Annotated in this window: 20 protein-coding genes and 1 pseudogene; 9 read left to right on the forward strand and 12 right to left on the reverse strand. The window is 59.7% G+C overall.

Translation table 11 applies throughout. From position 1 onward, the window contains the following. Nucleotides 1-5: 5 nt before the first annotated feature. The 7 genes from purF to purB form a co-directional block, all read right to left on the reverse strand. On the reverse strand, nt 6-1,490 hold the full coding sequence (gene purF, locus WKI89_RS13320; RefSeq protein ID WP_337870387.1) for an amidophosphoribosyltransferase: 1,485 nt from the start codon (nt 1,488-1,490) through the stop codon (nt 6-8). Beyond that, nucleotides 1,487-3,694, reverse strand: coding sequence for a phosphoribosylformylglycinamidine synthase subunit PurL (gene purL, locus WKI89_RS13325; RefSeq protein ID WP_337870389.1), 2,208 nt, complete (start codon nt 3,692-3,694; stop codon nt 1,487-1,489). Before purL ends, purF begins: the two co-directional genes overlap by 4 nt. Further along, a complete protein-coding gene (locus WKI89_RS13330; RefSeq protein WP_337870391.1) occupies nt 3,694-4,443 on the reverse strand; it encodes an HAD family hydrolase in 750 nt (249 codons plus the stop codon). Before WKI89_RS13330 ends, purL begins: the two co-directional genes overlap by 1 nt. Before the next feature lie 33 nt (nt 4,444-4,476). Beyond that, nucleotides 4,477-5,181, reverse strand: a complete 705-nt coding sequence (purQ, locus tag WKI89_RS13335) for a phosphoribosylformylglycinamidine synthase subunit PurQ (RefSeq protein ID WP_337870393.1) — start codon at nt 5,179-5,181, stop codon at nt 4,477-4,479. Then, entirely contained in the window at nt 5,178-5,429 is a 252-nt protein-coding gene (gene purS / locus WKI89_RS13340; protein ID WP_337870395.1) for a phosphoribosylformylglycinamidine synthase subunit PurS, read from the reverse strand. Before purS ends, purQ begins: the two co-directional genes overlap by 4 nt. A gap of 29 nt (nt 5,430-5,458) precedes the next feature. Beyond that, on the reverse strand, nt 5,459-6,199 hold the full coding sequence (purC, locus tag WKI89_RS13345; protein WP_337870397.1) for a phosphoribosylaminoimidazolesuccinocarboxamide synthase: 741 nt from the start codon (nt 6,197-6,199) through the stop codon (nt 5,459-5,461). Nucleotides 6,200-6,332: 133 nt separating this feature from the next. Beyond that, the gene (gene purB, locus WKI89_RS13350; protein ID WP_337870399.1) at nt 6,333-7,661 is read right to left on the reverse strand and encodes an adenylosuccinate lyase; all 1,329 of its coding nucleotides are present in this window, start codon (nt 7,659-7,661) and stop codon (nt 6,333-6,335) included. A 229-nt stretch (nt 7,662-7,890) separates the two neighbouring features. Here purB and WKI89_RS13355 point away from each other — a divergent pair, with 229 nt between their 5' ends. From WKI89_RS13355 to WKI89_RS13365, 3 genes are read left to right on the forward strand one after another with little or no spacing between them, the layout of a single operon-like run. Further along, nucleotides 7,891-8,577 carry an HAD-IA family hydrolase gene (locus tag WKI89_RS13355; RefSeq protein ID WP_337870401.1) on the forward strand — a complete coding sequence of 229 codons (687 nt, stop codon included), beginning with the start codon at nt 7,891-7,893 and terminating at the stop codon, nt 8,575-8,577. Nucleotides 8,578-8,624: 47 nt separating this feature from the next. Then, on the forward strand, nt 8,625-8,981 hold the full coding sequence (locus tag WKI89_RS13360; protein WP_337870403.1) for a carboxymuconolactone decarboxylase family protein: 357 nt from the start codon (nt 8,625-8,627) through the stop codon (nt 8,979-8,981). Then, entirely contained in the window at nt 8,981-9,448 is a 468-nt protein-coding gene (locus WKI89_RS13365) for an 8-oxo-dGTP diphosphatase (RefSeq protein ID WP_337870404.1), read from the forward strand. The genes WKI89_RS13360 and WKI89_RS13365 overlap by 1 nt, the downstream gene beginning before the upstream one ends. Nucleotides 9,449-9,473: 25 nt before the next feature. On the opposite strand, the gene WKI89_RS13370 is transcribed toward WKI89_RS13365, so the two are convergent. Next, entirely contained in the window at nt 9,474-10,475 is a 1,002-nt protein-coding gene (locus WKI89_RS13370) for a GNAT family N-acetyltransferase (RefSeq protein WP_337870406.1), read from the reverse strand. A 627-nt stretch (nt 10,476-11,102) separates the two neighbouring features. On the opposite strand from WKI89_RS13370, the gene rplU reads away from it, so the two are divergent. The 4 genes from rplU (at nt 11,103) to rsfS (ending at nt 13,816) form a co-directional block, all read left to right on the forward strand. Beyond that, on the forward strand, nt 11,103-11,408 hold the full coding sequence (gene rplU / locus WKI89_RS13375; RefSeq protein ID WP_337870407.1) for a 50S ribosomal protein L21: 306 nt from the start codon (nt 11,103-11,105) through the stop codon (nt 11,406-11,408). A gap of 64 nt (nt 11,409-11,472) precedes the next feature. Beyond that, nucleotides 11,473-11,748, forward strand: a complete 276-nt coding sequence (gene rpmA / locus WKI89_RS13380) for a 50S ribosomal protein L27 (protein ID WP_337870409.1) — start codon at nt 11,473-11,475, stop codon at nt 11,746-11,748. A 74-nt stretch (nt 11,749-11,822) separates the two neighbouring features. Next, a complete protein-coding gene (gene obgE / locus WKI89_RS13385) occupies nt 11,823-13,076 on the forward strand; it encodes a GTPase ObgE (RefSeq protein ID WP_337870411.1) in 1,254 nt (417 codons plus the stop codon). Between the two features lie 395 nt (nt 13,077-13,471). Continuing rightward, the gene (gene rsfS / locus WKI89_RS13390) at nt 13,472-13,816 is read left to right on the forward strand and encodes a ribosome silencing factor (protein ID WP_337870412.1); all 345 of its coding nucleotides are present in this window, start codon (nt 13,472-13,474) and stop codon (nt 13,814-13,816) included. A gap of 143 nt (nt 13,817-13,959) precedes the next feature. On the opposite strand, the gene WKI89_RS13395 is transcribed toward rsfS, so the two are convergent. Next, nucleotides 13,960-14,253 (reverse strand): hypothetical protein, encoded by a 294-nt coding sequence (locus WKI89_RS13395; protein WP_337870413.1) that lies wholly within the window; start codon nt 14,251-14,253, stop codon nt 13,960-13,962. Between the two features lie 181 nt (nt 14,254-14,434). Between WKI89_RS13395 and WKI89_RS13400 the strand changes: the two genes are divergently transcribed. Then, nucleotides 14,435-15,523: a M28 family peptidase gene (locus WKI89_RS13400; protein WP_337870415.1), complete on the forward strand. Its 1,089-nt coding sequence runs from the start codon at nt 14,435-14,437 to the stop codon at nt 15,521-15,523. A gap of 223 nt (nt 15,524-15,746) precedes the next feature. Continuing rightward, on the forward strand, nt 15,747-16,847 hold the full coding sequence (locus WKI89_RS13405; protein WP_337870417.1) for a type IV pilus twitching motility protein PilT: 1,101 nt from the start codon (nt 15,747-15,749) through the stop codon (nt 16,845-16,847). 54 nt (nt 16,848-16,901) lie between these two features. Here WKI89_RS13405 and WKI89_RS13410 read toward each other — a convergent pair whose 3' ends face one another. The 3 genes and pseudogenes from WKI89_RS13410 to WKI89_RS13420 form a co-directional block, all read right to left on the reverse strand. Continuing rightward, entirely contained in the window at nt 16,902-17,561 is a 660-nt protein-coding gene (locus tag WKI89_RS13410) for a hypothetical protein (RefSeq protein WP_337870420.1), read from the reverse strand. Between the two features lie 117 nt (nt 17,562-17,678). Next, complete coding sequence (locus WKI89_RS13415; protein WP_337870429.1) at nt 17,679-18,605, reverse strand: PKD domain-containing protein; 927 nt, start codon at nt 18,603-18,605, stop codon at nt 17,679-17,681. Nucleotides 18,606-18,611: 6 nt separating this feature from the next. Beyond that, nucleotides 18,612-18,944 (reverse strand): annotated as a pseudogene (locus WKI89_RS13420) (M12 family metallopeptidase); the annotation flags it as partial. Nucleotides 18,945-19,079: the final 135 nt, after the last annotated feature.

Raw genomic sequence — 19,079 nt, forward strand, 5'->3', positions numbered from 1 at the left:
CGTAATCAGGCCTGCTCGAGCGCCTCTTTGCGCACCTCTTCCTCGGGCTGGCCGGCCGGGTACTGCCCATTGAAGCAGGCCAGGCAGACCGGCCCCCCAATGGCCTGCCGCACCCCGGACTCGCTCAAAAAAGCCAGCGAGTCGGCCCCGATGAGCTGGCGGATCTGCTCTACAGAGTGCGTCGAGGCCACCAGTTCCTTGCGGGCCGCGGTGTCAATGCCGTAGTAGCAGGGGAACTTGATGGGCGGCGAGGAGATGCGCACGTGCACCTCGGCGGCCCCAGCCTCGCGCAGCAGTTGCACGATGCGCCCGGAGGTGGTGCCCCGCACGATGGAGTCGTCCACCAGCACCACCCGCTGGCTCGCGACCACCGGGGTGGCAGCCAGCTTGAGCCGCACCTTCAGGTCGCGCATCTCCTGGGTGGGCTGAATAAAGGTGCGGCCCGCATAGGGGTTTTTGTGCAGGCCGTAGTCGAAAGGAATCCCCGAGGCCCGGCTGTAGCCGATGGCCGCCCCAATCCCGGAGTCGGGCACCGGCACCACCAGGTCGGCCTCGGCGGGGGCTTCCTGGGCCAGCACCTCGCCCATGCGGATGCGCGCGGGGTGGGTGGGGATGCCGTCCAGGGTTGCGTCGGCCCGGGCAAAATAAATCCATTCGAAGGCGCAGGGGGTGGGGTGGGGCTCGAGCACCTGCAAGGAGCGCAACTCCCCCGACTCCACCCAGACCAGCTCGCCCGGCCGTATGTCGCGTACAAAGGCCGCCCCCATCAGGGTGAGGGCCGGTGGCTCGGAGGCGAAGACCCAGCCGCCACCTGGTAGCCTACCGATGATTAGAGGACGCACGCCATTGCCGTCTCGCAGGGCCAGCACGGTGTGCCGATCCATCAGCACCACGCTAAAACCGCCGGTCAACTCGCGCATGGCCCGGGCGGTCGCTTCAACTAGGTTAAGCTTGGCGTAACGGGCGATGAGGTTAATCATCACCTCCGTATCGTTGGTGGTCTGGAAAACTGCACCGTGTTCTAGAAGCTCCTGCCGGATTTGCAGTGCGTTGACGAAGTTGCCGTTGTGGGCAATGGCCAGAATCCCCTTGGAGCTTCGTACATTGAGGGGTTGGGCGTTGAAGCGTAGGTTGGAACCCGTGGTGGAGTAGCGGGTATGCCCGATCCCCAGGTTAGCCCCCTCGATTTGCAGCCGCTCCATCCGGGCTTCGTCGAAGACCTGGGTTACCAGCCCCAGGTCTTTCTCGATTACCAGATCCAGCCCGTTGGAAACACAGATGCCAGCTGCTTCCTGCCCCCGGTGTTGCAGAGCAAAAAGCCCTAGTTGCAGCAGATGGGCCACAGGCAGCGGCTCGGGCGACCACAGACCGAGGACGCCGCATTCTTCGCGGGGCTTATCAGCGTCGCTGAGGGCTGAGGGCGTAGGGCTATGGGCAGATTCCACTATGGGCTCTTTGCTCTTGGCTCTCTGCTTCTGGCTAGACCTCATGGCAGCACCTCCCGCAAGGTGTTTGCCCAAGCTGCACGTAGCGACTCGAGGCTCCATTGCAGGCGTTGTTTGGGCATCAGGATGGTGAGCTGATCGCCCCCAACCTGGCCTAAGATTTTGTGAGCGAGCCCGAATGTTTCCAATACCTTCACCGCCATTTGCAGCTTAGCTTGATCTACCGTGAAAAGGATGCGGCCCGGAGCCTCGCCAAACAGCAGGGCATCGGGCCGGGCTGGGTTACGAATCTCGATGGTGGCACCCAGACCGTAGGGGAAGCACATTTCGGCCAAGGCCACCGCCAGCCCGCCTTCGGCTACATCGTGGGCGGTTTGGACCCAGCCCCGCTCGATGAGATCGCGGATAGCGGCTTGGACTTTGGCTTCATGAGCTAGGTCGAGGGGAGGAGGGCTTCCGGCCTCGAGGCGGTGTGCTACCCAGAGGTATTCGGAACCCCCAAAGCTGCCCTCCTTGTTGCCGATCAACACGATAAACTCACCTGCTTTTCTAAACCCCATCTCGGCGCGGTGCTCGAGGTTCTCCAACAGCCCCACCACCCCCACCATGGGCGTGGGGGGAATGCGGTAGTTGGGGCCTTCGTTGTAGAGCGAGACGTTGCCCGAGACCACCGGAAGGCCCAGGGCCCTCGAGGCCTCCGCCAGGCCCTGGATGGTTTCGGAAAGCTCGAAGTAGCCGTGGGGTGTTTCTGGGTTGCCACAGTTGAGACCATCGGTGTAGGCCAGGGGCCGCGCCCCCACCACACTCACATTGCGGGCGGCCTCAGCCAGGGCGTGCATGGCCCCTAAGCGGGGCGCGAGCTTGCTGTAGCGGGGATTGGCATCCACCTTAACGGCAACGGCACGGTTTGTCCCCTTAACCCTCACGATGGCTGCGTCGCCTTTGCCAGGGACGAGGGCAGTGTTGGTGCCAACCTGATGGTCGTAGCGTTCGAAGACTGGAGCCCGGCTGCACAGGTTCGGTGAAGCTAGGAGTTGTAGAAGCACTTCCTCGAGGTTTTGCGGCATAGGCAACTGACTCAAGTCCATCGCCCTCAGCGCAACCTTAGCCGGGTTTTCCTGGCCTTCGCGCACATAGGTTGGCGAGTCAGCCAGCGCACGGGTGGGCACATTGGCCACTATCTGGCCCTGCGAAACAATGCGGAACACCGGCTCGGCGATCATGGTGCCTACTGGAACGGCATCCAGACCCCAGCGAAGAGCGAGGGCCTCGAGTTCTTGCTCCTTGCCTGGACGGGGCACCAACACCATGCGCTCTTGTGACTCGGAAAGCATCAGCTCCAGCGGGCTCATGCCGCTTTCGCGTTTGGGTACGAGGTCGAGGTTTAACTCAAGGCCCAGCCCCGACTTGTGGGCCATCTCCGAAAGCGAGGAGGTGAGCCCCGCAGCCCCCATATCTTGCACGCCCTCTACCAGGTCTTGCCGGATGGCCTCCAAGGTCACTTCCAGGGTTAGCTTGCCCATGAAGGGGTCGCCTACCTGCACGCTGGGGCGTTTGGACTCGCTTTCTTCGGAGAGTTCCTCCGAAGCAAAAGCTGCCCCCCCGATGCCGTCGCGCCCAGTTTTGGAGCCCACATAGTAAACTGGACGCGAGAGTGAGGCACGGCTTTTCTTAAGCTCGTCCACCCGCAGCAGGCCTACACACATGGCGTTGACCAGGGGATTGTCCTGGTAGTCGGGATGAAAGTAGACCTCCCCCGCTACCGTGGGTACGCCAATCGCATTGCCATAGTGGGCGATGCCTTCTACCACCCCCCGCACCAGGAAGCGGGTGCGGTCGCTTTCAGGGCCTTCCAGTTTGCCAAAGCGCAGCGAGTTCAGCAGGGCAATGGGCCGGGCGCCCATCGCCATGATGTCGCGGATGATGCCCCCCACGCCGGTGGCCGCACCCTGTACCGGCTCTACGGCGGAGGGGTGGTTGTGGCTCTCGATTTTGAAGGCCACTGCCCAACCTTCACCGATATCCACCACCCCTGCGTTTTCGCCGGGGCCCTGCAAAACCGAAGGGCCTTCTTTGGGTAGAAGGCGCAGCAAGGGGCGGGAGTTTTTGTAGGAGCAGTGTTCGCTCCACATCACCTTGAACAGATACAGTTCCAGCCGGTTGGGTTCACGCCCCAACTGGCGGACGATCTCCTGGTATTCGCTCAGCGGGATGCCGGTTTCTTTCAGGGGGTGGAGGGTTTCTTCCATTACATGGCCCTCGGAGGTTGTCCGATCACATCTTTTAGCAGCGAAATCAGTTCCAGGTGATTGCCAATGCGGGCGGTGGGCTCGGGCTGCCCATTGCGGTGGATGTGCCCGGTGTAGAGTACGGCGTAGGGGTAGCCGGTTTGAAAGGCTCCGGCGATGTCGGTGCGGGGAATGTCACCAATGTGCAAAGCCTCCTGTGGTTTGGCTCCCATCTCGTCTAGGGCCACCCAGAAGGCCTCGGGCTTGGGTTTGACCACCCCGGTCTCGTCGGAGAAGGAAAAGCCACTGAAAAGGTCACGTAGCTTGTGGCGCCCCAGTTGCTCGAGCAAAATGCGCCCGGTCGAAACGCCGGTGTCCGAAACGATGCCTAGGGTATAGCGTTGGGCCAGCTTGGGCAGGGCCTCGAGCACCCCAGGCAGTGGGATCAGGCTGCCCTGAAGGCCCGCTTCGACGATGCGCTGGGTGGTGAGGGCTACCTGACCTTCATCGTAAGGCAGGCCCAGGTAGCCAAAGATACGGGTAACCCGGTCAAAGGGGGTCATCACCTGCTCGGCCATCCAGGCCGTATCGAAATCGAGGGCGGCTTGCCGCCAGGCCTCCATCACGGCAGCGGGCTCGGCGGGTACGCCAGCTTCGGAGGCGGCGTCCAGCAAGATTTCATTGCGCAGGTTTTTGACATGGCCAGCGTATTCCGGGCCTTCGGTGAAGAGGGTGCCCCAGAAGTCGAAGGTGATCGCTCGGAGTGTCATGCCATTACCTCCATAAAACGTGTATGACCAGCCTCAAGCCACTACCTCGAGGGCTTGCTTGAGGCTGGTAAAAAATGGCAGTCCGTCGGCAGAACCTAAGGCGCTTTCCACAGCCCGTTCGGGATGGGGCATCATACCCAGCACATTTCCTGCTTCATTGGCGATGCCTGCAATATGGTTCAGGGAACCGTTCGGGTTAAAACCTTCCCCTACCGATGGGTTAGGGCTGGGATCTGGCGCATAGCGGAAGACCACCTGGTTGTTTTGCTCGAGCCTTTCAAGGGTCTCGCTATCGGCGTAGTAGCGACCCTCGCCGTGGGCGATGGGAATCTTCAAAACTTGCCCTGGTTTGTAGCCAGCCGTGAAGGGCAGGTCGGTGCGCTCGACCCGCAAAAACACCTCTTTACAGGTGAAGTGCAGGTTGGTGTTGGCCAGCAGCGCCCCCGGCAGCAGCCCTGCTTCGGTGAGCACCTGAAAACCATTGCAGATGCCCACCACGGGGTTGCCGCGTTCGGCCATGCGACGCACTTCCTGCATCACCGGCGAAAACTTGGCTAGAGCACCTGCCCGCAGGTAATCGCCGTACGAGAACCCACCGGGCAGGAGGGCGGCCTGAAAACCCTCCAGCTTGGTCGCGGTATGCCAGACCAGCTCGGCTTTGAGCCCCACCTGTTGAAGTGCCCACACCGCGTCCTGGTCGCAGTTGGAGCCAGGAAACTGAATCACCGCGACTTTCATGCCAGTTCCTTTATCGCTTCGACCACGAACACTTCCATCACTGGATTGGCCAGAGCCTTGCCAATGTGATGGGCAGTGACCCTGGCTTCCGACTCGTTGGCCGCCTCGAGTTCCATCTCCAATACCCGCCCTACCCGCACGTTCTCGGCCTGGTACTGCAGGCTCTTCAACACACTTTCCACGGCGCGCCCCTGGGGGTCGAGGATACCGTCTTTGAGCTCAATCAGAAGGGTTGCATGGTATTTCATAGCAGGTCGCTCGTCACACGTCACGGGTCTCAGGTCGAAGGTTGCTCCGGCCAAAGCACCCGCCGCAGCACCTCTTGGTAGGCTTCCTCCACCCCGCCCAGGTCGCGGCGGAAGCGGTCTTTGTCCATTTTTTCACCGGTTCCAAACTCCCACAAGCGCATGGTGTCGGGTGAGATTTCATCGGCCAACACAATGGCACCGCGCTCGTCGGTGGGGGCCGCAGAGTGTAGCAGCTTGCCAAACTCGAGCTTGAAGTCAATTAGCTCGAGTTTGCGCTGGGCAAAATAGTCCTTCAACAAAGCATTGATTTTCAGGGCCAACTCCTTGATACGCGATAGTTCGCTTCCGTTGACCAATCCCAGCGCCAGCGCCGCATCGCCCTCGATTAAGGGGTCGCCCAGGGCATCGTTTTTGAGGGAAAATTCCACCAGCGGATAGGGCAGTTCCCTTCCCTCCTCCACCCCGTAGCGCCGGGAGAAGCTTCCGGCGGTGCGGTTGCGCACAATCACCTCCAACGGAACGATCTGCACCTCTTTCACCAGCATTTCGTTTTCGGAAAGCTGGCGGATGAAATGGGTGGGAATGCCCTGATCTTCCAGGTAGCGGAACAGCGCCGAGGAAACCTGATTATTGACCACCCCCTTGCCGGCAATCTGGGCCCGCTTTTGCCCATTGAAAGCGGTGGCATCGTCCTTGAAGAACACCCGGACAGTGCCAGACGCTGGGCCAGGATAGATGATTTTGGCTTTGCCCTCGTACAGTTTTTCCATCAAAACCTCACATTCGAAAGTGCGCCTCGAAGGATGGTCGGTCACTTCATACTATCCCCATTTACCTTTCCTATAAACACTTACCCCCACTGGCAAATGGTTGCCTGCCTGCGGGGCATTTGCGATAACTGCCCTAAAGCCCAAAGCGTGCATAGATAACCTCTATATGCCGTAGAAAATAGCTGGGATCGAAAGCCGCGGCCAGCGCTTGGCCCTTCAGGGTGCATTCGGGATCGGCTTCCAGCAACGCTCTAAACTCCTGGCCACCTTCCCAGCTTTGCAGGGCATTGCGCTGTACTACCTCGTACGCGGTGCTTCTGTCCATACCCGACTCAATCAAGAAACCCAGAACCCGCTGCGAATAAACCAGCCCCCTGGTCAGGTGCAGGTTTCGGGCGATGTTTTCTTCGTAGACCACCAAACCATTCAAAATCCGCTTCAGACGACTCAGCATGTAGTGGGCCAGGGTGGTGGAATCGGGCAGAATGACCCGTTCTACCGAGCTATGGGAGATGTCCCGCTCGTGCCAGAGGGCCACATTTTCCAGCTCGGCTTGCAGGTTGGAGCGCAGCAGCCGGGCTAGCCCCGAGAGGTTCTCTAGGGCTACCGGATTTTTCTTGTGCGGCATGGAGGAAGAGCCGGTCTGTTTGTAGCCGAAGGGTTCCTGGACTTCCAATACCTCGGTGCGTTGTAGGTGGCGCAATTCCACACAAATTCGCTCGATATTGGCCCCCAAAATTGCCAGCGCACCCATCAGTTCGGCATGCCGGTCACGCGGCACGACCTGGGTCGAGGCCGGCTCTATCTGAAAGCCCAGCTTCTGGGCAACCCACTGCTCTACCGCCGGTTCCACGTGGGCATAGTTTCCCACCGAACCTGAAATCATCGCGACCTGAATGCTTTTACGGGCTTTTTCCAAGCGTTCCGTATCCCGCAGCAAGGCCGCGTAGAACGATAAGAAGCGCAGGCCAAAGCTGGTGGGCTCGGCATGTACCCCGTGGGTGCGTCCTACAGCAGGCAAGTGCTTGTACTTCAACGCCAGGGTTTTCAGAGCGTATTTGGTTTGCTCGAGTTCTTGCTTGACCAAGCCCAGGGCTTCGGTCAGCAAGACATTTTGGGCAGTGTCCACCACATCGGTACTGGTCAGACCCAGGTGCAGCCAGCGGGCTACGTCTGCGCTCCTACTTTCGGCATCGCCCCCTATCCATTCGGTGAGGGCACGGGTAAATGCCACGATGTCGTGTCGGGTTTCGGTCTCGATTTCGTCTACCCGTCGAGCAAAAGCCGCATCAATCGGCTTTTGCTGCAAGGCATCGCGCAACCGCTGGGCTGTGCCAACCGGAATCTGTCCCAGGCTTTCCCAGGCTTCCATCGCAAGAATTTCGACCTCGGCCCACACCTGGTATTTGCGGGCCTCGCTCCACAGCGCCTTCATTTCTGGGGTTTGATAACGTTCAATCATAGCCTATCGGTACAGACGACCGCCAGACCGGGTTTCGATCTGGCACCACACGTCTCCGTGGTGGGGTAAAGGAGACGGGATTCGGGTTTTTTCACCAGGGATCACTTGCTGCTCGTCATTGCCTCGCAGGACAATCTAGTGAACAACGCCATGAGCCTATCACGCCCTGCGGGCAGGGGCAACCGCCAGCTTTCCGAAGTTTTCATCCTGCTGGGTTAGTATTGGAGCCATGATTCGTGCGGTGTTGTTCGATGTGGGCGATACGCTAATCCTAGGACACCCCAGGTACTGGCTATGGCCTATTTTGCAAGCCAAGGGCCTTGCCCACCGAGCCGACCTACAAAGCCTCCCCCAAGCCATCCAAGACGCCTACGCCCACTACTCCGACCATCACATGAGCGCCACCGACGAGGCCACGGCCCTCTCGTTTTGGCGGGCCTTTCACTGGGAGATTATGAACGGCATCGGGCTGGGGGCCTACGCCGACGAGGTGGCCGACTACCTGAAAGAACACTGGCAGAGCCCCCACGTCTGGCCGCTCACGCCGGGGGCCAAAGAGGTGCTGGGTGAGCTGAAGGGCCTGGGGTTCAAGCTGGGGGTGGTCTCCAACTGGGACTGGACGCTGCCGGGGGTTTTGCGGGCCATAGGCCTGGCCGATTTCTTCGACTATGTGGGGGTCTCGGCGCTGGAGGGGGTAGCCAAGCCCGACCCGCGGTTTTTCCAGATCGTGCTGGGCCATCTGCAAGTGCAGCCCGAGCAGGCCATCCACGTGGGCGACTCGGAGGATGACATTGCCGGAGCCAAGGCCGCCGGGGTTCGGCCCATCCTATTCGACCCGTATCGGCAGAACCCCAATGCGGTGGGTGATCTGGCCTGGGTGATCGAATACGCTACGGGCCGGGCGGACTGGTTGTAGCGCTGGGCCCTTGACGCCCGGCCCATGGAACCTAGAAACTGGCCCTCATGAGCATTCGCAAGGCCATCTGGGGGGATAACTTCGAAGCCATCGAGCAAAACCTGGGCGAGGTAGACCTCGACCTGTATGCCTACATCCGCGACTTCGCCTACGAAGAGGTGCTGGCCCGCCCCGGCCTGGACTTGAAGACCCGCGAACTGCTGGCCATCACCAGCCTGATTGCCCTGGGCGCGCCCAAGGAGATTGCCACCCACCTGGAGGGGGCCCTGCGCAACGGTGCGACCGAGCAGGAGGTACGCGAGACCATCATCCAGTCGGCGCTGTTTGTGGGGTTTCCCAACGCACTGGGGGCCATGAAAACCTTTCAGGCCCTGCTGCGCAAGCGTCAGGCCTCGAGGGAGTGATGCTGACCAATGTGCTGGTGCTGCCGCTGGATCGGCCCCAGCACCGTATCTTGCTGGGGTTAAAGAAAACCGGGTTTGGAGCGGGCAAGTACGTGGGTTTTGGCGGCAAGCTCGAGCCGGGTGAGACCCTGGTGATGGCGGCCATCCGCGAGCTTTTGGAGGAGTCGCGCCTGATGGCCAAACCCCACAACCTCTGGTATGCGGCCCGGTTGGAGTTTGTGTTTCCGGCCTCTCCGGACTGGAACCGCCTGGCGCACGTCTTTCGCCTCGAGTTCTGGGATGGCGAGCCCGAGGAATCCAGCGAGGTTTGCCCTAAGTGGTTTGGCCTTGATGCACTGCCCCTGGATCAGATGTGGGCCGACGTGCCCTACTGGCTGCCCCAGGTATTGCAGGGGGTTCGCCCCGTGCTGCGCATTACCTACAACCAGGACAACCAAACGGTGGGCTTGGTGGAGGCGCTCGAGTAAAGGCGCAGCCCAGAAAAAAATCATTTTAAGGTGTTTTTCCCAGCCTACCCGTGAGCCGCTGGCGTATCAGCAGGGCTTGTCTGGCGGCCTCGCGCAGGTGCAGCACCCAGCCAAAACGGGGGCGCATCAGGTAGGGGATCGAGACATCCTGGGAACCGTACTTGCGCTTGTAGTCGGCCAGGCCTACCAGGTCGTAGGTGTGCATTCCCCTGGCTTTCCACTTGCGCATGGCATACCAGTCTACAAGCTCGTTGGGCCGCCAGTGGTTTTCTTCGGGCCAACTGGCGCTGCCCCAACTATACAGATAGCCCTTGTAGGCCAGGAAAATAGCGGTGGCAATGCACTTGCCTTCGGGGGTGCGTACGCGCAGCAGCATCAGGTTTCCGGTGGGTTGCAAACAACGGATGAGTTCTTGCACACGCTCCAGGGAGTAGGTAGGTACCAGCCCAACCTTGGCAAACACAGCTCTGAGCTGGGCGTGGTAGTCCTGGGCAAAGTCCAGATCGCTGGCTTCCTCGATCACCAGACCATTTTTCTCCCCCTTGCGAATGGAGGCCCGGCAACTGCGGCTCATACGGCCCCACAAAGTGTCCTCGTTCTGGCGCAGATCTATTTCGTGGGTGATGTACTGGCTTTGGGTGTAGCCAGATGTGACCTGATTTGCAAAGAGGTGACGGTCTACGAGTTCGAGGTGCACACACCCCAAATCCCTAAAGGCAAAGCCTGCCAGGGCTTCCAGATAGTTTGAACGAGCCACACCTTTTGACAAGTTAAAGCCCATATAGGAAGTTGCCCAACCCTTGAAGGGGCTCCCCAGGATTTTGAGCCCATATTTGTTGAGGATGGCACCGGTAAAGTAGCCAACCGGTTGCCCATCTTCTTGTATGGCCGCGACCACTGGCTGGGCTCCCTGGGTACGGCGGAGGAACTCGAGCCAGGGTCGGGTTTGAAAAATAACCCGATCTGGAAAGGCCTCGAGGGCATCCCAAGGAACCTGATCGAGCGACAAACGTTGAAAAGAAATCATAGGCCCCTGTTTGGGCGAAGTATAGAGCTAGAGTAGGGGTTTCTTGGTTCAGATTTGGCAACGATGCAACGAGCCGGGTGTCATTGTATGGTTGTGTCGAGTATTGATTACCAGATTCTTAATGGGCCAAGGCAGTTGACAGGACGATAGGCCAACTTAGAGCGGTTCCACGAATACCCAGTACAGCGGTTTTTACTATATTGGATAAATTACTCCGCACCGCCTGCAGCGTAATTGTAGGAACCGCGATAAAGTATTCCAGGCACCGGAAAGTGCTACAAGATTATGGCTAGTCATAGACTTTTAACCCCAGGTTTTGGGTGTCTGCACAGTGAAATTGTGAGATAGGGGGTCGGCCTATCGCGTTTGCCACATTTCTGTTCCTGTACGGGAGTAGGTATTGACGAGCTGTAGGTGGCTTCTGCCGAGCAACATAAATGAGGTAAGTACGATCCATCGTAAGCACAATCAATTGCCCAGGCAGCGGATTGCTTTTTCAGGCCTGGAACCCAAGCTCTTGAAACAATTCGCCATAGCCGCTATAGTTGACAGTTGGCTGGGTCAAAAGACCCGAGCCGTTTGCTGGATTGCATCTAGATCCCGGACGGCTAACTGGAGAGTGTGGTTATGTACGCAATTATCAAAACGGGCGGCAAACAATACCGCGCAGAAGCTGGAAGCAAGCTGCGTGTAGAGAAGCTCGAGGCCAACCCTGGCGATACAGTGGAATTCGATGCCTTGATGCTGGGGGGCGAGAAGACGGTGTTGGGTAGCCCCACGGTACCCGGTGCCAAAGTGGTAGCCGAGGTGGTGGATCACGGCAAGGGTAAGAAAGTGGTGGTCGCCAAGTTCAAGGCCAAAATTCACTACCGTCGCAAGCGAGGCCACCGCCAACCCTATACCGAGATTGTGGTGAAGGAGATTCGCGCTTAGTTGCTGATAGCCGATGGCTTCTAGCCATCTGTTATGAGCTATCAGCGCCCTGAAGGAGCACACTATGGCACATAAGAAGGGTCTAGGTTCAACCAAAAACGGGCGTGACAGCCAGGCCAAGCGCTTGGGGGTCAAGCGTTTTGAAGGTCAGGTGGTCAAGGCTGGTAACGTGCTGGTACGCCAGCGCGGCACCAAGTTCCGGGCCGGCGAAGGCGTGGGGCAGGGCCGCGACTACACGCTTTTTGCCCTAGTGGATGGCGTGGTGGAGTTCGCCGACAAGGGTCGTATGGGCCGTTTTATCCGGGTCAAGGCGGCTGAACTGTCCAAGGCTGGCGATTAAGCCCCAATAGCCCAAGGCTGAAGGCCAAAGGCAGCTTGCCTTAGCTTTCGGCCTTCACTATTTAGCATTCAGCTATGTTCAGGGATATCCTCGAGATTACCGTAACCGCCGGGCGCGGGGGCGATGGTTGCATTAGCTTCTGGCGGGAGCGCTTTATCGCCAAGGGTGGCCCCGACGGCGGCGATGGGGGCGATGGGGGTTCGATTATTCTGCGGGCGCTGGCCCAGGTGGACTCGCTTTCCAACCTCTCCAAGCGGGTGTATAAAGCCGAAAACGGTCAACACGGGATGGGTAAAGGGCTGTTTGGCAAGTCGGGCAAAGACCTGGTTATTGAGGTACCGCGGGGAACCCGGGTCTACGATGCCGAGACCGGCGAACTGCTGGCCGATCTGATCGAGGAAGGCCAGACTTTTGTGGCGGCCAAGGGAGGGAAGGGTGGCTGGGGCAACCCCCGTTTTGTGACCCCCACGCGGCAAGCACCCCGGTTTGCCGAGGCCGGCGAGGAAGGGGAGAAGCGCAAGCTCCGCCTCGAGCTGATGCTCCTGGCCGATGTGGGGCTGGTGGGCTATCCCAACGCCGGCAAGAGTAGCCTGCTGGCCGCCCTGACCCATGCCCAGCCCAAAATTGCCAGCTACCCCTTCACCACCCTTTCCCCCAACCTGGGCGTAATTGAGCGCGACCTCGAGCGCATCACCATGGCCGACATCCCCGGCATTATCGAAGGGGCCGCGCAAGGCAAGGGCCTGGGGCTGGAGTTCCTGCGCCATATCGCCCGCACTCGAGTCTTGCTCTACGTGCTGGATGTTGCCGACCAGCCGGTGCAGACCCTACAAACCTTACAGGCCGAACTGCGTTCCTACGACCCCCAACTGCTTTCCCGCCAAGCCCTCATCGCCCTCAACAAAAGCGACTTGTTGCTGCCTGAAGAGGTACAGGCCCTGGTAAGCGAGTTGGGCAAAACCGGGTTGCCGGTGCTGCCCACCTCTGCCCAGACCCACCAGGGACTATCTGAACTGGTGGAGGCTCTTTTCGCCTTGGTGAAAGCAGCGCCCAAACCAACCATGGCAGAGCCCAAACCCAAACCCGAGTTAACCGCATACATCAAGGTGACCCAAGCGGAAGAAGGGGTATTTGAACTCGAGGCCCCCCAGGTGCAGCGCCACCTCGACCGGCTCAAGGGTGACCTGATGGAAGCCTCGGGCTATTTGCAGGAACTGTTCAAGCGCTATAGGGTTGAACAGGTTCTGAAGGCCAACGGGGTGCGGGCGGGCGATACGGTGCGCTTTGGACGGCACGAATTTGAATATATTCCCGAGGTCAGGCAGTAGGCGCGGTTTCTCCTTTATTGCTGTACCAGGCGCCGAAGCAACCTTGGGTAATACCGTTTCCGCTTGAATCCTTCACCGTAGGACGCAGTCAGAGGTGAAGGATTCAAGCCGACCGAAGGGAGTAAAAAAGCATTTCGGTAGTATCGTTTAGGCTTGTCAAAGTGAACGATACTACCGAAATGCGTATAATAGGGTAGTTGCTTAAGAGCACACCGGCGCTCAAGGCCACGCAGAAGCGGTTTTCTAGGCTACCCACCGGGCGGCAGCGTCTGTGAAGTGCGCGATAAGCAGAGCCTCTACCATGAGGCTTGGCGAAGCTGCACGAAGACTTTTTGACGAACCCTTAGGCCCAAAGCAGCCAGGATATGGGCCTGGCTCATGTACAATGAGGACGAATGGTCAAAACCATTGAACCCAAAACCCTGATTGGACACATCAAAGAAGCCCTGGAAGACAAGAAGGCCGAGAATGTGATGGCGCTGGATCTGACCGGCGTTTCCGACTCGCTGGACTACTTCGTGATCGCCACCGGGACTTCCCAGCCGCACCTGCAAGCCCTCGAGCGGGCCGTGCGCGAAAAACTACAAGAAGACGAAGGCATCCGCGCCAACAAGGTCGAAGGCCCCAGCCCGCGCTGGGTGCTCCTCGACTACGGCACGGTTCTGGTGCACCTGATGAGCGCCGATGCCCGCGAATACTACGACCTGGAAGGCTTCTGGGCCGACGCCAAGCGCATTTAGCCCAGTTATTCCGCTTCCGCCTGAATCCTTCACCTTTGGGTGTAATCAAAGGTGGGGGGTTCAAGCCGACCGAAGGGAGCAAGGGTGCATTCCGGCAGTATCTTTTAGGCTTTCAGAAGTGAACGAAACTGCCGGAATGCGTATTACTTTGCTTTGGGCGGATTGGTTTGTGCTGGACGATAGTTGCGGATGGGGCCAAAGATGAACTTATTGAACACGAGGTAGGCCGCTAGATAAGCCCCCATCTGCACCCAGAAATTGTTGAACAACGTGACCCCACTGCCGCCCAGAATGGTCATCAGCAGGGTTAGGGGCATGACCACAATAAACGCCCGCAGCAACAGGCTGGGAAATATGCGCAGCATGTCCCGGCCTGAAAGGGGGGTACGCTGTTGTCCTTTACGCTTGAGTTTTTCCTCCCGCCGTTTCTTGCCCATGTGCCCAAGTTTAAGCTCTGCCATAGTAAGTTTGTCAAACCCTGAGACCCAACTGCCAAACCCCAGGGTGCAGTACCCGTAGCAGCTACGGCTGCCGGTAGCGACTATGCCCGCTAGGACGAGTGCTGGGCCGAAAGCGATACGCCGCTGGCGGTTTGTATTTCGTCTTCGGCCTTATGCTATGGACGTGCGTCAACTGTGGGAAGAACTTTGTGCCTTGCCGCACCGCGGGAGTGCTACCGCCCAGGAGGCGTTGGCAGCAGCCAAGCTCAAAGCCTACCTCGAGCGGCCCCGGCTGGCCGCCGAGGGACAGGAAATTTCGGGTCATCCGGTGGAAGTTCAGCCCTTCAAAGCACCCCGTAGCTACGGCCCCGAGCTGATTTTGATCAGCCTGCTGCTCGCCTTGGGTGGAGGGCTGGGTCTATGGTGGCTGGCACTGCTGGGAACGTATGGCTTCTGGGCGCATTTCTCCGGCTGGTGGGTGCCCTGGCGGAGCTGGTTTGACCGCTACCCTTCGCAAAATTTGCTCACTCAGACCGGCCAGGGCCGCAAAACCCTGGTCTTGATGGCCCACTATGACACGGCCAAAACCTTTTTTCTCTACCATCCCCGGCAGGTGCAGTTTTTCCGGCGCAATTTTCTGGCCAATGCTGCTTTTGCAACGGTCTTGCCCTTTGGGGCTCTGCTGCCCTGGGTTTCGCAGGTATTGGGCCTCTATTTTTTGGTGCAGGCGGCCCTTCTGACCCTGCGGGAGCTGCGCGAGCCTTACGTCAACGGGGCCAACGACAATGCGACCGGGGTGGCGGTGGCGGTGGGGTTGTTTGAGGAGCTGGCGCAAAACCCCCTGCCAGACTTCCGGGTGATCCTGGCCCTGACCGGCAGCGAGGAGGTGGGGGCCAAGGGTGCCGAATACCTGGCGCGTTCGGGGCGGATTCCACCCGATGCCCTGGTGCTCAACATAGACAACGTGGGTAAAGGAGCGCTGTTCTATGCCATAGGCGAGGGGATGCTGGTCTACCATACCTATCGCGGAGCTTTATGTGAGCAGGCTTTTGCCCTCCCCGGTGCGCGGCCCCTCGAGTACCGCCTGGCCTTTTTCGATACCCGCCCCTTGGTCGCTCGAGGTATCCCCTGCCTGACGCTCATTCGACTCGAGAACGGCCTACCCCCCAACTGGCACTGGCCCACCGACCAGGCCGAGGGGGTAGATTGGAGCCAGGTCGAGGAAACCCTTGAATGCGCCCGCAGTTTGGTGCGGCAACTGGCCTGAAACTAGAGTCGTTGCAGGTGCTTGGTGAAGGTTAAGCTTTGTTCATTTTAGACAGGTGTATGGAATCAGATGAAATATACTCATGCCGATGGGCCGAAAGGGTATACCCGTGCTACCCAAGCGAAGATAGTTTATCCGCACTTATTGCGATGCCCAGCTTGGTGAGCGCGACCGGCGAACATAAAGCCCATCCAGTTTGTTGTTGACCTGAGGGAGCTACCCAATGAGTACCACCCAGACCCCCACTCCCATAGCGGAAATGCTGCGCAACGTGGTGCAGGCTCGAGCCTCGGATATTCACCTCCAGGCGGGAGCGCCCCCCACGGTACGCATTGATGGCAAGCTCAAGCCCTTTGGCAGCAAAATCCTATCGCCCAGTGACATCGAGACCATCGTGCGCAGCTTGCTCAACCCCATGCAGCAAGAAGAGCTCGAGTACAAAAAAGAGATGGACTTTGCCTACACGGTGCCGGGGCTGGCCCGTTTCCGCTGCAATTTGCTGCACCAGCGCGGGAGTTTTGGCCTGGTGATGCGGGTGGTTTCGGAGTCCATTCCCAGCTTCGAGGCCCTGGGGCTGCCCCGCCCGGTAATGGAAGAGCTGGCCTCCCGGGAGCGCGGCCTGGTGCTGGTCACCGGCCCCACCGGCTCGGGCAAGTCCACCACCCTGGCAGCCCTGATTGACCACATCAACCTGCACTATCCCAAAAACATCGTCACCATCGAAGACCCCATCGAGTTCCTACACAAGCACAAAAAAAGCCTGGTGGTTCAGCGCGAAGTGGGGGTGGATACCGACTCCTTCAGCTCGGGCCTCAAGTACTGCATGCGCCAGGACCCCGATGTGATTCTGATTGGCGAGATGCGCGACCGCGAGACGGTGGAAGCGGCCATCATGGCGGCCCAGACCGGCCACCTGGTGTTCTCGACCCTGCACACGCTGGACGCGGTGCGCACCATCAACCGTATCATTGACTTCTTCCCCCTGCACGAACACCAGCAAATCCGTATCCTGCTGGCCGAGTCGCTTCTGGGTATCATCTCTCAGCGCCTGCTACCCAGGGCCGACGGACAGGGGCGCGCACTGGCCCTGGAAATTCTACTGGCCACCCCCTTTGTGCGCGACCTCATTAAGGACGAAAACAAGACCCCGCAAATCAAGGACACCATGCTACAAGACAACCTACGCGGGATGCAAACCTTCGACCAGCACTTGGTGGAGCTCTACACCCAAGGCCATATCAGCCTCGAGGATGCCGAGGGCTCGGCCACCAGCCCCCACGAACTCAAGCTGATGCTGACCAAGTTCACCGGGCGCGGGTATTAGGGCCGAAAACTATAGGCCATAAGCTATAAGCTACAGGTTGGCCCCTCAACTTTTCTACTTTCGGCAATCCAGCCTAACCCTAAAGCTAGGGTCGGGCACGGTGTAGCGCAGGTTGGTTCCGGCCAGGCCCTTGGGGTCGAGTAAGAGGAAAAGTTTGCTGGGGGTTTTGGAGGTTTCTTCGCTGGGGAAGACCAAGGTAATGGTTTTGCCAGCCCCCTGGAGGAAGGGCTGGTCGCGCACGTCCACCGCGTCGGAGAGCACCTCGACGGGGTTGCCGTCGCTGAGGATGATCCGCATGCCGCCCCAGCCGGTTCCGGCCAGCGCTAGGCCGTCGGCCCTCGAGCCGTTGCGCACCTCGACGGTAGCTTTCCAGCCCGGGGGATCGGTGCTGGGCTGCACGCTTGTCACCCGAAAACGCCACAGGCCGTTGAACAGCCACTCGTTCAGACAACCCTCCACGGCGGCATTTTGGTTGGCCCCGCCCTGGGCAACAGGCTCTGATGGCAGCGTTAGTGTGAGCGTCGAACCGGAGAGGCTGGCACCCACCCCAGCCGCCCGCAGCGCATCCAGCGGTACGTAGGTCTTGCCGCCCACCACGATGGCCGGAGTAGTCTGGGCCTTCCCATTGACGATAAGCCGGTAAGTCTTCTGGGCGGCCTGGGCCAGCACCAGGGCCGAAAGGAAGATTCCTATACCAACCAGTAGTTTGTTCATACCGCCTCCTTGCTGGGTTTACAGACATTGTACTAACGAGGCTGTTAGAGGTTGAGCATCTCCTCCCCAAAGCATTGCTCCTGCCCGGACTGGCACAGGCAGGAGCAATAGTTGCTTCTAGCAGATGGTTTGCACTCGTATCAGTCGGGTCCGGGTGACGCTGTTGCCCGCGCTGTCGGTAGCGGTGAGGGTAATAAGGTGATCCACAGCGCCACCATAAGGCAGGTTGCAGGTGGTGTAAAGCCGAACGTTGGCAACCGAGGCGCCCGTGCCCAGGGTCTGATTGCCTGTGGATGGGCCGCCGGGCTGGACATCGGCGCGGTTGGTGGTCCAGACCAGGGAGGCGCCGCTCAGCGGGCCGTCTTCGGGGTCGGAGGCGCTGCCCTGGAGGGTTAGCTGGTAATAGAAGCCGTTGGCATCGGAGGTGCCGGGGGCCACATCGAGGTCGGTGGCGGGGTTGGTGATGGTGGCAGTGGGCGGGTTGTTGGTGCAGTTGACCACTGTTAGGTTCACCGAGGCGCTGGCGGTGCCCCCGTCGGCGTCGGTGACATTGACGTTGACGGTGTAGCTGCCGGCGGGGCTGAAGCTACGGCTAACCTCCTTGCCAGTAGCGAAGGGTGCGGCTGTGCCAACGCGCCAGCTCACGGCACTGTTGGGCAGGGTGAAGCCCGGGCTGTCTACGTCGCCCACGCTGGCACGGAAGGTTACGGTCTGGTTGACGCAAACCGTGGTTCCGTTGGCGGGCTCGAGGACGCTGACGGTGGGATTGACGTTGGTGGCCCGGAAGCTGACGCTGCGCTCCCCTACGACCACGCCCCTGATGATCATTCGGGCCGTGAGGGTGTGGTTGCCCACGGTGAGCGAGCTGAGGTTGAGGCTGGGGGAGGTGCCGCTGCCGAAGGGGGTTGTGGAGCTATCGAGGAACCACTGGATGAAGTCCGGGCGGATGGGATCGGGGGCGGTGAGGGTGGGGTAGATGTTGCGGTCGCGCGGGAAGCTCGATCCATCGGTCAAGCCGCCGATGCCAAAGCTGGGCGGGTACATCCGGTAGACCGAGAGGATGTCCCCCTCGGAGAGCACCACGTTGTCGCCCACGTTGGCGCAGGTGATGCCCGGGGTCAGGATCTGCAGGGTGGGCATGTCGTTGCGGCCGAAGGTGAAGCAGTTGTAGTGCATGATGGACTCAAAATCGTAAGGCCCGATGTCGAAGCCGTCATCAACATGGCGTTCGAAGTTGTGTCTCTTTCCGTCTTCGATATGGTCCCACAGCACCCGCACGAAGCCGTCGCGATCCTCCCTCGAGTGCTCGTGGTAAAGGCCCACCGCGTGCCCGATCTCGTGGATCACGGCCGAGAGGTCGCAGCCCATGTTTAGGTTGACATCCTGTGATTCCTTCGTGTGCTACTTGACCTACCCCAGGGGATGTAAAAAAGAGGGGGTGCTATGGAAACCCACAGAGAGCACCCCCTGTACTATCTTGACGCAGAAACCCTCCTGGTGGCTACCTACGTCTGGGTG

The organism is Meiothermus sp. (genome assembly GCF_037443965.1).
GTDB lineage: Bacteria > Deinococcota > Deinococci > Deinococcales > Thermaceae > Meiothermus.